General features: G+C 60.1%; 10 protein-coding genes. All 10 read left to right on the top strand.

Annotation, left to right across the window (positions count from 1 at the left end; genetic code table 11):
* The first annotated feature begins 187 nt into the window (after window positions 1–187).
* Window positions 188–1,855 (top strand): urocanate hydratase, encoded by a 1,668-nt coding sequence (gene hutU / locus ACSQ87_RS29795; protein WP_223431153.1) that lies wholly within the window; start codon window positions 188–190, stop codon window positions 1,853–1,855.
* A gap of 132 nt (window positions 1,856–1,987) precedes the next feature.
* Window positions 1,988–3,460 (top strand): purine-cytosine permease family protein, encoded by a 1,473-nt coding sequence (locus tag ACSQ87_RS29790; protein ID WP_436274955.1) that lies wholly within the window; start codon window positions 1,988–1,990, stop codon window positions 3,458–3,460.
* Window positions 3,461–3,529: 69 nt separating this feature from the next.
* Window positions 3,530–4,498 carry an ABC transporter substrate-binding protein gene (locus ACSQ87_RS29785; protein ID WP_123361141.1) on the top strand — a complete coding sequence of 323 codons (969 nt, stop codon included), beginning with the start codon at window positions 3,530–3,532 and terminating at the stop codon, window positions 4,496–4,498.
* Between the two features lie 70 nt (window positions 4,499–4,568).
* Window positions 4,569–5,420 (top strand): ABC transporter permease, encoded by an 852-nt coding sequence (locus ACSQ87_RS29780; protein WP_095127535.1) that lies wholly within the window; start codon window positions 4,569–4,571, stop codon window positions 5,418–5,420.
* Window positions 5,417–6,247, top strand: coding sequence for a quaternary amine ABC transporter ATP-binding protein (locus ACSQ87_RS29775; protein ID WP_008149478.1), 831 nt, complete (start codon window positions 5,417–5,419; stop codon window positions 6,245–6,247). Before ACSQ87_RS29780 ends, ACSQ87_RS29775 begins: the two co-directional genes overlap by 4 nt.
* A 145-nt stretch (window positions 6,248–6,392) precedes the next feature.
* Window positions 6,393–7,916, top strand: coding sequence for a histidine ammonia-lyase (gene hutH / locus ACSQ87_RS29770; RefSeq protein ID WP_223431139.1), 1,524 nt, complete (start codon window positions 6,393–6,395; stop codon window positions 7,914–7,916).
* Window positions 7,917–8,048: 132 nt separating this feature from the next.
* On the top strand, window positions 8,049–9,581 hold the full coding sequence (hutH, locus tag ACSQ87_RS29765) for a histidine ammonia-lyase (protein ID WP_436274954.1): 1,533 nt from the start codon (window positions 8,049–8,051) through the stop codon (window positions 9,579–9,581).
* 110 nt (window positions 9,582–9,691) lie between these two features.
* Window positions 9,692–11,101 (top strand): amino acid permease, encoded by a 1,410-nt coding sequence (locus ACSQ87_RS29760; RefSeq protein WP_150656751.1) that lies wholly within the window; start codon window positions 9,692–9,694, stop codon window positions 11,099–11,101.
* Between the two features lie 17 nt (window positions 11,102–11,118).
* Complete coding sequence (gene hutI / locus ACSQ87_RS29755) at window positions 11,119–12,324, top strand: imidazolonepropionase (protein WP_436274953.1); 1,206 nt, start codon at window positions 11,119–11,121, stop codon at window positions 12,322–12,324.
* Between the two features lie 10 nt (window positions 12,325–12,334).
* The gene (gene hutG, locus ACSQ87_RS29750; RefSeq protein ID WP_436274952.1) at window positions 12,335–13,138 is read left to right on the top strand and encodes an N-formylglutamate deformylase; all 804 of its coding nucleotides are present in this window, start codon (window positions 12,335–12,337) and stop codon (window positions 13,136–13,138) included.
* Window positions 13,139–13,293: the final 155 nt, after the last annotated feature.

Raw genomic sequence — 13,293 nt, 5'->3', positions numbered from 1 at the left:
CCAGGCGCTTTCCAGCCCTTTCAAAACTTTTCTTGAACACTCATCCAGCAAGTTGGCCGCTTGATTGCATATGCTTGTATGTACAAGTAAAGACGTATGCGTATGAGTCGATCGAGACTCCTCGCAGCGTCCACTGATTCAGGTTTGGATTGATCGCTGAGGAGTCTCTTTCGTGACTGACAATAAAATGACCAAGTTTCGTGATGTTGAAATCCGCGCTGCCCGCGGTAACAAGCTGACCGCCAAGAGCTGGCTGACTGAAGCGCCGCTGCGCATGCTGATGAACAACCTCGACCCGGAAGTCGCCGAGAACCCTAAAGAACTGGTGGTTTACGGTGGTATCGGTCGTGCGGCACGTAACTGGGAATGCTACGACAAGATCGTCGAAAGCCTGACCAACCTGAACGACGACGAGACCCTGCTGGTGCAATCCGGCAAGCCGGTCGGCGTGTTCAAGACCCACAGCAATGCCCCGCGCGTACTGATCGCCAACTCCAACCTGGTGCCACACTGGGCGAGCTGGGAACACTTCAACGAACTGGACGCCAAAGGCCTGGCCATGTACGGCCAGATGACTGCCGGCAGCTGGATCTACATCGGCAGCCAGGGCATCGTTCAGGGCACCTACGAAACCTTCGTCGAAGCCGGTCGCCAGCACTATAACGATGACCTGAAAGGTCGTTGGGTCCTGACCGCAGGCCTCGGCGGCATGGGCGGCGCTCAACCACTGGCCGCGACCTTGGCCGGCGCTTGCTCGCTGAACATCGAATGCCAGCAGGTCAGCATCGATTTCCGCCTGAACAGCCGTTATGTCGATGAGCAAGCCACCGACCTCGACGACGCTCTGGCACGTATCGCCAAATACACCAAAGAAGGCAAAGCGATTTCCATCGCCCTGCTGGGTAACGCGGCTGAAATCCTGCCGGAACTAGTCAAGCGCGGCGTGCGCCCGGACATGGTCACCGACCAGACCAGCGCCCACGACCCGCTGAACGGTTACCTGCCAGCCGGCTGGACCTGGGAAGAGTACCGTGCTCGCGCCAAGACCGAGCCAGCCGCTGTCGTCAAAGCCGCCAAGCAATCCATGGCCGTGCACGTTAAAGCGATGCTCGAATTCCAGAAGATGGGTATTCCGACCTTCGACTACGGCAACAACATCCGTCAGATGGCCCAAGAAGAAGGCGTCGAGAACGCATTCGACTTCCCAGGCTTCGTACCCGCTTACATCCGTCCGCTGTTTTGCCGCGGTATCGGCCCGTTCCGTTGGGCTGCACTGTCGGGCAACGCCGAAGACATCTACAAAACCGACGCCAAGGTCAAAGAACTGATCCCGGACGACGCCCACCTGCACAACTGGCTGGACATGGCGCGCGAGCGCATCAGCTTCCAGGGTCTGCCGGCACGTATCTGCTGGGTTGGCCTGGGCCTGCGCGCCAAGCTCGGTCTGGCATTCAACGAAATGGTTCGCAGCGGTGAATTGTCCGCGCCAATCGTGATCGGTCGCGACCACCTGGACTCCGGTTCGGTAGCCAGCCCGAACCGCGAAACCGAATCGATGCAGGACGGTTCCGATGCCGTGTCCGACTGGCCACTGCTCAACGCTCTGCTCAACACCGCGAGCGGCGCGACCTGGGTTTCCCTGCACCACGGCGGCGGCGTCGGCATGGGCTTCTCCCAGCACTCGGGCATGGTGATTGTCTGCGATGGTACTGACGAAGCGGCCGAGCGTATCGCTCGCGTGCTGCACAACGACCCGGCGACCGGCGTCATGCGTCACGCCGATGCGGGTTACCAGATCGCGATCGACTGCGCCAAGGAACAAGGGCTGAACCTGCCGATGATTACCGGCAAGTAATGCTTGCCCGTAGGAGCAAAGCTTGCTCGCGATGAACGATAACGCGGTGCATCAAATACACCGCTATCGCGAGCAAGCTCAGCTCCTACAGGGACCGAGTGATCTCCAATAACAATCCACAGAGGTTGAATCATGGCTGTTAACAGCGATCGTGCAGGCAGTAAACCGTTGATCGAGAAACGTTCGATCGACTACATCCCGGAAGCGGAAAGACACGGTCGTCTGTTGAGCCAGTTCACCCTGTGGATGGGTGCCAACCTGCAAATCACCGCGATTGTCACCGGGGCCCTGGCCGTGGTGCTGGGCGGTGACGTGTTCTGGTCGTTGATCGGTCTGTTGATCGGTCAATTGCTCGGCGGTGGCGTAATGGCGCTGCATGCGGCGCAAGGGCCAAAACTTGGCCTGCCGCAGATGATTTCCAGCCGGGTACAGTTCGGCGTTTATGGCGCGGCCATCCCGATCGTGCTGGTCTGCTTGATGTACCTCGGCTTCACCGCAACGGGAACCGTTCTTTCCGGTCAGGCGCTGGGCCAGTTGTTTGGTGTCAGCGACAGCGTCGGCATCCTGATCTTCGCCAGTGTCATTGTGCTGGTGACGGTGCTCGGTTATCGGGTGATCCATTGGATCGGCCGTGTCGCTAGCGTCATTGGTGTGATTGCCTTTGTTTACCTGTTCAGCCGCCTGATGAGCCAGACGGACGTGGGTGCACTCCTGCAAATCCGCCACTTCAGCTGGAGCAGCTTCCTGCTGGCGGTGTCGCTCGCGGCGTCCTGGCAGATCGCCTTCGGTCCTTACGTGGCTGACTATTCACGCTACCTGCCGAGCAAGACGTCTTCGGTGAAAACCTTTTTCGCCGCTGGCGCGGGTTCGGTGATTGGCGCACAAGTGGCGATGATCCTCGGCGTGTTTGCCGCCGCTTCGGCCAACGGCCAATTCGCCGGCCATGAAGTGGCCTACATCGTTGGTTTGGGCGGTACCGGTGCCACCGCTGCGTTGCTGTATTTCAGCATCGCGTTTGGCAAGGTCACCATCTCCACGCTGAACTCCTACGGCAGCTTCATGTGCATTGCGACCGTCATCAGCGGTTTTCGTGGTGATCTGAAAGTAACGCGCTTGCAGCGTCTGGTCTTCGTGCTGGTCATCGTCGGCGCTGCGACCCTGATGGCGTTGCTCGGTCAGCACTCGTTCCTCGGTGCGTTCAAGTCCTTCATCCTGTTTTTGCTGGCGTTCTTTACGCCATGGAGCGCTATCAACCTGGTGGACTACTACTGCATCACCCGCGAGCGCTATGACGTGCCGGCGCTGGCCGATCCGAATGGTCGCTACGGCCGTTGGAACGTCCTCGGTATCAGCGTTTATGTCTTCGGTGTGCTGGTGCAGTTGCCGTTCATCTCCACCAAGTTCTATACCGGTCCGCTGGTGGCGGCCCTGGGTGATGTGGATATTTCCTGGATCATCGGTCTGGTAGTTCCCGCAGGCCTGTATTACGTGTGCGCGAAAAAATGGCACAGCGCAGTACCCGATCACCTGATTCTGCCGGTCGAGCAGGACAGCGATGCAGCACCTATAACAAGCGGGGCCGGTCGCGCTGCGGCGCAGGCCTGATTGGACGTGGACAGGGCTGGATGCCTCTTGACTGCCGTAAGCCAACTCATGATTAGGAGCGTCACTACAATGAAATCGAACAAGACCCTGCTGACCACATTGCTTTCCATGGGCCTGCTGGCCAGCGCCGGCGCCACTCAGGCGGCGGGTTGGTGCGAGTCGGGCAAACCGGTGAAATTTGCCGGCCTGAACTGGGAAAGCGCCATGCTGCTGACCGACGTGCTGCAAGTCGTGTTGGAGAAAGGCTACGACTGCAAGACCGACAGCCTGCCGGGCAACTCCATCACCATGGAAAACGCCCTGAGCAGCAACGATATTCAAATCTTCGCCGAAGAGTGGGTTGGTCGTAGCGAAGTCTGGAACAAGGCCGAGAAGGCCGGCAAGGTCGTCGGAGTCGGCGCGCCTGTCGTGGGTGCTGTCGAAGGTTGGTACGTGCCGCGTTACGTGATCGAAGGCGACGCCAAGCGCAAACTGGAGCCTAAAGCTCCGGACCTGAAAGCGATTGCCGATCTGGGTAAATACGCTGCCGTGTTCAAGGATCAGGAAGAGCCATCCAAGGGCCGTTTCTACAACTGCCCGGCCGGCTGGACCTGTGAGCTGGACAACAGCGAAATGCTGAAAAGCTACGGCCTGGAAAGCACCTACACCAACTTCCGTCCGGGCACCGGTCCGGCACTGGATGCCGCGGTGTTGTCGAGCTACAAGCGTGGCGAGCCGATCCTGTTCTACTACTGGTCGCCAACCCCGCTGATGGGCCAGGTTGACCTGGTGAAACTCGAAGAGAAACCAGGCGTGAACAAGGAAGTGACCATCAAGGTCGGCCTGTCCAAGACTTTCCACGAGCAAGCTCCGGAACTGGTGGCCGTGCTGGAAAAGGTCAACCTGCCAATCGACCTGCTCAACCAGAACCTCGGGCGCATGGCCAAAGAGCGGATCGAGTCACCAAAACTGGCGAAAATCTTCCTCAAGGAACATCCTGAAGTCTGGCATGCGTGGGTGAGCGAAGACGCAGCCAAAAAGATCGACGCGGCCTTGTAGGTTGAGCCTCTCCGACTGCCCTGAGCGGCAGTCGGATGCTTGATCGCAACCCCTTGATTGAGAGTCTCTTATGTTTCCCGAAAGCTTTACCTTTTCCATCGCCGACTGGGTCAACAGTTGGGTCGATACGCTGGTCACCAACTACGGCGACGTGTTCCGGCAAATCTCGGACACGCTGCTGTGGGCCATCGTCAATCTTGAAGGGCTACTGCGCGCGGCGCCTTGGTGGCTGATGCTGGCCATCGTCGCGGGCGTTGCCTGGCACGCGACCCGCAAAGTCGTGACCACGGCCGTGATTGTCGGCTTGTTGTTCCTGGTGGGTGCGGTCGGCCTCTGGGACAAGCTGATGCAAACCCTGGCGCTGATGATGGTGGCGACGATCATTTCGGTGCTGATCGGCATTCCACTGGGCATTCTTTCGGCACGCAGCAATCGCCTGCGTTCGATCTTGATGCCGCTGCTGGACATCATGCAGACCATGCCGAGTTTCGTGTACCTGATCCCGGTACTGATGCTGTTCGGCCTGGGCAAGGTCCCGGCGATTTTCGCCACCGTGATCTACGCCGCACCACCGCTGATCCGCCTGACTGATCTGGGCATTCGCCAGGTCGACGGCGAAGTGATGGAAGCGATCAACGCCTTCGGTGCCAACCGTTGGCAGCAACTGTTTGGCGTGCAACTTCCGCTGGCCCTGCCGAGCATCATGGCCGGGATCAACCAGACCACCATGATGGCCCTGTCGATGGTAGTGATTGCCTCGATGATCGGTGCCCGTGGCTTGGGCGAAGACGTGTTGGTGGGGATTCAGACTCTCAACGTCGGACGTGGTCTTGAGGCCGGTCTGGCGATCGTGATTCTGGCAGTGGTTATCGACCGTATTACTCAGGCGTATGGTCGGGCACGGCATGAGGTGAGCAAATGAACAACGAAGCCATCAGCAAGATCGAAGTCAAAAACGTCTTCAAGATTTTCGGCAACCGTTCCAAGGATGCGCTGGCCATGATCGGCCAGGGCAAAACCAAGGATCAGGTGCTGTCCGAAACCGGCTGCGTGGTCGGCGTGAACGACTTGTCCCTGAGCATCGGCACCGGCGAGATCTTCGTGATCATGGGCCTGTCGGGTTCCGGCAAGTCCACCTTGGTGCGCCACTTCAATCGCCTGATCGACCCGACCAGCGGCGCGATCCTGGTGGACGGCGTGGACATCCTGCAATACGACATGGAAGCCCTGCGCGAATTTCGCCGGCACAAGATCAGCATGGTGTTCCAGAGCTTTGGCCTGCTGCCGCACAAGACCGTGGTGGATAACGTCGCCTACGGCTTGAAAGTGCGTGGCGAGACCAAGCAAATGTGCTCCGAGCGCGCGCTGCACTGGATCAACACCGTGGGCCTCAAGGGCTACGAAAACAAATACCCGCATCAGCTCTCGGGCGGCATGCGTCAGCGTGTGGGCCTGGCTCGCGCCCTGGCGGCAGACACCGACATCATCCTGATGGACGAAGCCTTCAGTGCCCTCGACCCGCTGATTCGCGCCGAGATGCAGGACCAGTTGCTGGAACTGCAAAAGACCCTGCACAAGACCATCGTCTTCATCACCCACGACCTCGACGAGGCCGTGCGCATCGGCAACCGCATTGCGATCCTCAAGGATGGCCGCCTGATTCAGGTGGGTACGCCAAGAGAGATCCTGCATTCGCCAGCGGATGAGTATGTCGATCGGTTCGTTCAGCGTCGGGCTGCGGTGGTTTAAGACAGACCGCTTTTGTGGCGAGGGAGCTTGCTCCCGCTCGAGCGCGAAGCGGTCGCAGATTTTTTGGGGCTGCTTCGCAGCCCAGCGGGAGCAAGCTCCCTCGCCACAGGTGTCATGCGTTCAAGAATTTTGTATGAGGTCAAAGATGTCCCAGGCTGAAAAAATCGTTATCGCCGACGCCCCGTTGCGTTGGCAGGATGTGGTCGCCGTCGCCCGTCATGGCGCACAGCTTGAGCTGTCACCACAGGTCTGGGCGCGGATCGAAAATGCCCAGGCGATCGTCCAGCGCATCGTCGTCAGCGGCGAGCGCGCCTATGGCGTCAACACCGGCCTCGGCGCGCTGTGCAATGTCTCGCTCAAAGACGAGCAACTCAGCCAACTGTCGCGCAACACCCTGCTCAGTCACGCCTGTGGCGTCGGCGCGCCACTGGCCGACGAACAGACCCGCGCAATCATCTGCGCCGCTATTCGCAACTACAGCCATGGCAAATCCGGCATTCATCGCCGGGTCGTCGAAGGTCTTCTGGCGCTGCTCAATCGCGGCATCACCCCGCAAGTGCCGTCCCAGGGTTCGGTGGGTTACCTGACCCACATGGCCCACATCAGCATCGCGCTGCTGGGTGTCGGCAATGTCAGCTATCGCGGGCAGATCGTTTCCGCGCAGCAGGCCCTGGCCGAAGAAGGTCTGCAACCGGTTCAACTGGGCGCCAAAGATGGCCTGTGCCTGGTCAACGGCACGCCGTGCATGTCCGGCCTCAGCTGCCTGGCAATCGCCGACGCGACGCGTTTGGTGCAATGGGCTGACGTGATCGGTGCCATGAGCTTCGAAGCCCAGCGCGGTCAAATTGCTGCGTTCGATGCCGAGATCATCGCGCTCAAACCACATCCAGGCATGCAGCAAGTCGGCATCAACTTGCGCGCGTTGCTCGATGGCAGTGAAGTGATTGCCAGCAGCAAAGGCATTCGCACTCAGGATGCGCTGAGCATTCGCTCTATCCCGCAGGTTCACGGTGCGGCTCGCGACCAACTTGAGCACGCGAAAAAGCAGATCGAAACCGAACTCAACTCGGTCACCGACAACCCGATGCTGCTGGGCACGCCGGACGACTTCCGAGTGGTGTCCCAGGCCAACCCGCACGGTCAATCCGTGGCCTTGGCGGCGGATTTACTGGCCATCGCCATGGCGGAAATCGGCTCCATCGCCGAACGTCGCCTCGACCGCTTGATCAACCCGCATGTCAGCGGTTTGCCGGCATTCCTGGTGGCCAACCCGGGGGTTAACTCCGGGATGATGATCGTCCAGTACGTCGCTGCTTCGCTGTGTGCGGAAAACCGTCAGTTGGCGCAACCGGCGGTACTCGACAACTACGTCACCTCGGGCCTGCAGGAAGATCACCTGAGCCTGGGCACCAACGCCGCGCTGAAGTTGCATCGCGCCTTGGAAAACTGCACGCAGATCCTCGCCATCGAGTACCTGCTGGCGTCTCAGGCGTTTGAATTCTTGAAAGAGCAACGCTTCGGCGCCGGTACCGATGCCGCCTGGCGTCTGCTGCGCGAGCGAGTCCCGGCCTACGACCAGGACCGCTGGCTGGCACCGGACATCGCCAGTGCCGCCGCCGTTTTGAAAGACCCTGTTTTGCTGCACAGCGCGTTACCAAACTTGAACTGATTTTTACAAAACACCAGCGTGCCAAGGCGCGGCTCCCCAGAAGGCGAGACGCGACGGACAACGGACATCTCCGGAGCGTCTGGTGAGTACTCTTCATTTATGAAGAATAAATCTCTCAAAAGGAGCATAGAAATGACTGTTTTAAACCTTATTCCCGGCCAACTGAGCCTTGCCCAACTGCGTGATGTTTATCAGCAACCGGTCAAAATCACCCTCGACAACAGTGCCTCGGCCCAGATCGAAGTCAGCGTTGCCTGCGTGGAACAGATCCTCGCCGAGAACCGCACCGCTTATGGCATCAACACCGGTTTCGGCTTGTTGGCGTCGACCCGTATCGCCAGCGAAGACCTGGAAAACCTGCAGCGCTCGCTGGTGCTGTCCCACGCCGCCGGTGTTGGCGAGCCGATCAGCGATGCACTGGTTCGCTTGGTCATGGTGCTGAAGGTCAACAGCCTGAGCCGTGGTTTCTCCGGTATTCGTCGCAAGGTCATCGACGCACTGATCGCCCTGATCAATGCCGAGGTTTACCCGCACATTCCATTGAAAGGTTCGGTCGGTGCATCCGGTGACCTGGCGCCGTTGGCCCACATGTCGCTGGTGCTGCTGGGCGAAGGCAAGGCGCGCTACAAAGGCGAGTGGATGGAAGCGACCGAAGCGCTGAAAGTGGCCGGTCTGACCCCGCTGACCCTGGCTGCGAAAGAAGGTCTGGCGCTGCTCAACGGCACCCAGGTTTCGACCGCTTATGCATTGCGTGGTTTGTTCGAAGGCGAAGACCTGTTTGCTGGCGCCCTGGCCATTGGTGGTATGACTGTTGAAGCCGTGCTGGGCTCGCGCTCGCCATTCGATGCTCGCATCCACGCCGCTCGTGGCCAGAAAGGCCAGATCGATGCCGCTGCTGCTTACCGCGATCTGCTGGGCGAGCGCAGCGAAGTGTCCGACTCGCACCAGAACTGCGAAAAGGTTCAGGACCCGTACTCCCTGCGCTGCCAGCCGCAAGTCATGGGAGCCTGCCTGACCCAGTTCCGTCAGGCCGCCGAAGTGCTCGCCATCGAAGCCAACGCCGTTTCGGACAACCCGCTGGTATTCGCCGCTGAAGGCGACGTGATCTCCGGCGGTAACTTCCACGCCGAACCGGTCGCCATGGCTGCCGACAACATGGCGTTGGCCATCGCTGAAATCGGTTCCCTGAGCGAGCGTCGTATCTCGCTGATGATGGACAAGCACATGTCGCAACTGCCGCCGTTCCTGGTGGCCAATGGCGGCGTGAACTCCGGCTTCATGATCGCCCAGGTGACCGCTGCGGCACTGGCCAGCGAGAACAAGGCGCTGTCCCATCCGCACTCGGTGGACAGCCTGCCGACTTCCGCGAACCAGGAAGATCACGTTTCCATGGCGCCGGCTGCCGGCAAGCGCCTGTGGGAAATGGCCGAAAACACTCGCGGCGTTCTCGCGGTGGAATGGTTGGCTGCGGTCCAAGGTCTGGATCTGCGCGATGGTCTGAAGACTTCTTCGAAGCTGGAAGAGGCTCGCGGGATTCTGCGTGCGCAAGTGCCTTTCTATGAGAAGGATCGCTTCTTTGCACCGGACATCAACGCGGCGAGCGAGTTGTTGGCGAGCCGTTGCCTGAACGCGCTGGTACCGGCGAAGTTGCTGCCTAGCCTGTAATGGCCCTATCGCGAGCAAGCTCGCTCCCACAGGGTTCATGCAATCCAATGTGGGAGCGAGCTTGCTCGCGATTCGATTTTGCGTCGAATAAGAATAAATAAGGACGAGCAATGCAACAGCCAGAAAAGGGTTTGAAACGCGGGCTCTCTGCCCGACATATTCGCTTCATGGCGCTGGGGTCGGCAATCGGCACCGGGCTGTTTTACGGTTCTGCCTCGGCCATTCAAATGGCCGGGCCTGCGGTCCTGCTCGCTTACCTGATCGGTGGCGCGGCGGTGTTCATGGTCATGCGCGCCCTCGGCGAGATGGCGGTGCACAATCCGGTGGCCGGTTCTTTCGGCCACTACGCCAGCACTTATCTTGGGCCGATGGCGGGCTTCATCCTCGGTTGGACCTACGCGTTTGAAATGGTCATCGTCGGCATGGCCGACGTCACCGCATTCGGTATTTACATGGGCTTCTGGTTTCCGGAAGTCGCCCGCTGGATCTGGGTGCTGGGCATCGTTTCGGTGGTCGGCGGCTTGAACCTGTGCAACGTCAAAGTCTTCGGCGAAATGGAGTTCTGGCTGTCGCTGCTCAAAGTGGCGGCCATCGTCGCGATGATCCTCGGTGGCTTTGGCATCATGCTGTTCGGCATCAGCACGGCGCCCGGCGCTCAGGCGACCGACATCAGCAATCTCTGGAGCCATGGCGGCTTCATGCCCAATGGCGTGGGCGGCCTGATCGCTTCGTTTGCGGTGGTGATGTTTGCGTTCGGCGGCATTGAAATCATCGGCGTAACGGCCGGTGAAGCCAAAGACCCGCAGCGCGTGCTGCCCAGGGCGATCAATGCCGTACCGTTGCGTATCCTGCTGTTCTACGTGCTGACGATGTTCGTACTGATGTCGATCTTTCCATGGCAGCAGATCGGCAGCCAAGGCAGCCCATTTGTGCAGATTTTCGACAACCTGGGGATCAGCTCGGCGGCGACCATTCTCAATATCGTGGTGATCTCGGCGGCGGTGTCGGCGATCAACAGTGACATCTTTGGCGCGGGCCGCATGATGTACGGTCTGGCCCAGCAAGGGCACGCGCCAAAGGGCTTCGCCCGCTTGTCGCGCAACGGCGTGCCATGGATGACCGTGGTGGTAATGAGTGCCGCGCTGCTGCTGGGCGTGCTGCTGAACTACCTGATTCCGGAAAACGTGTTTCTGTTGATCGCGTCCATTGCGACCTTCGCCACTGTATGGGTCTGGTTGATGATTCTGTTCACCCAAGTGGCCATGCGTCGTTCCATGAGTGCCGAGCAGGTCGCCCAACTGAAATTCCCGGTGCCTTTCTGGCCCTATGCGCCAATGGCGGCGATTGCCTTCATGCTGTTCATCTTTGGCGTGCTGGGCTATTTCCCGGACACCCAGGCGGCTCTGATCGTCGGCGTGGTCTGGATTGTATTGCTGGTGCTGGCCTACCTGACGTGGGTGAAACCGGCGGCAGGGAAGGCAGTACCGGTGGAGCGGGAACCTTCTTTTTCTCATCGATAACCTAACGGAGGCCACGGATGAAAACTCTCTGGCAACACTGCCACGTCGCAACCATGGCGCAAGGCGTCTACTCGATCATCGAGGATGCGGCCATCGTGACGTCAGGAGCGCACATTGAGTGGATCGGCCCACGCGCTGAACTGCCGTCGGGCGAGTACCCGGCAGTCAATGATCTTAAAGGGGCCTGGGTGACGCCGGGCCTGATCGACTGCCACACCCACACGGTGTTCGGCGGTAACCGCAGCGGTGAATTCGAACAGCGTCTGCAAGGCGTCAGCTATGCAGAAATCGCAGCGGCCGGTGGTGGCATTGCCAGCACCGTGCGCGCCACTCGCGCGGCCACTGAAGACGAGCTGTTCGCCAGCGCCGCCAAGCGTCTGAAAAGCCTGATGCGCGACGGCGTGACCACGGTCGAAATGAAATCCGGCTACGGCCTGGACCTGGCCAGCGAACGCAAGATCCTGCGGGTCATCCGCCGCCTCGGCGCCGAACTGCCGGTCAGCGTGCGCAGCACCTGCCTGGCCGCTCACGCGTTGCCGCCGGAATACGCGGACCGTGCCGACGACTACATCGATCACATCTGCGCCGAGATGCTGCCGGCCCTGGCCGCCGAAGGGCTGGTGGATGCCGTGGACGCGTTCTGCGAATACCTGGCGTTTTCGCCGGCGCAGGTCGAGCGGGTGTTCATCACCGCTCAGAAGCTCGGTTTGCCGGTGAAGCTGCACGCCGAACAATTGTCGTCGTTGCATGGTTCGAGTCTGGCGGCGCGTTACCACGCACTGTCGGCCGATCACCTGGAATTCATGACCGAAGACGACGCCATCGCCATGGCCAAGTCCGGCACCGTCGCGGTGTTGCTGCCCGGCGCCTTTTACTTCCTGCGGGAAACCCAGTTGCCGCCGATGGAGGCTCTGCGCAAACACGGCGTGAAAATTGCCATCGCCAGCGACCTTAACCCAGGCACCTCACCGGCGCTGTCGTTGCGTTTGATGCTGAACATGGCGTGCACCTGTTTCCGCATGACCCCGGAAGAATCCTTGGCGGGTGCAACGATTCATGCCGCCACGGCGCTGGGCATGGCTGAAACCCACGGTTCGCTGGAAGTCGGCAAGTGTGCAGATTTCGTCGCCTGGCAAATCGATCGTCCGGCCGATCTGTCGTACTGGCTGGGCGGTGACCTGGAAAAACGCGTCGTGCGTCACGGCGTTGAAGTGAGCATTTAGGAGAACAGTTGTGGATAAGGTTCTGAACTTCAAACAAGGCCGCGTGCCGCTGCTGATCAGCATGCCCCACGCCGGCCTGCGCCTGACCCCGACGGTCGAAGCCGGGTTGATCCCCGACGCGAAAAGCCTGCCGGACACTGATTGGCACATTCCGCAGCTTTACGAATTTGCTGCCGAGCTGGGCGCCAGCACCTTGGCCGCCGAGTATTCGCGTTTTGTCATCGACTTGAACCGACCGTCTGACGACAAGCCTTTGTATGCCGGTGCGACCACCGGTCTGTACCCGGCGACGCTGTTCGACGGCATTCCGTTGTTCCGCGAAGGGCATGAGCCGTCAGCGGCGGAACGCGCGACTTACCTGGAGCAGATCTGGACGCCGTACCACAGCACGTTGCAGAACGAGCTGGCGCGACTGAAAGCCGAGTTCGGCTACGCATTGCTGTTCGATGCGCACTCGATCCGCTCGATCATCCCGCACTTGTTCGACGGCAAACTGCCGGACTTCAACCTAGGCACCTTCAACGGCGCCAGTTGCGATCCACAATTGGCCGCTCAACTGGAAGCGATCTGCGCACGCCACGACGATTACAGCCATGTGCTGAACGGTCGCTTCAAGGGCGGCCACATCACCCGGCATTACGGCAATCCGGCTGAGAACATCCATGCCGTGCAACTGGAGTTGGGCCAGTGCACGTACATGGAAGAGTTCGAGCCGTTCCGCTATCGTCCGGACCTGGCGGCGCCGACGCAGGTGGTACTCAAGGAGTTGTTGCAAGGGCTGCTGGCTTGGGGGCAGGAACACTACAAGCGCTAACGCTCAGCACAATACCCTGTGGCGAGGGAGCTTGCTCCCGCTCGGCTGCGCAGCAGTCGCAAAGTCTGCAAACCGGTCCGTCTGACACCACAAGGTGTCTGTTTTCAGGGCTGCTTTGCAGCCCAACGGGAGCAAGCTCCCTCGCCACAGGTCAT

The organism is Pseudomonas sp. LjRoot277 (assembly GCF_964253845.1).
In the GTDB taxonomy this organism is placed as follows: domain Bacteria; phylum Pseudomonadota; class Gammaproteobacteria; order Pseudomonadales; family Pseudomonadaceae; genus Aquipseudomonas.
Note: the sequence above shows the minus strand (reverse complement) of the source record. Positions and strands in the feature narration are given on the sequence as shown.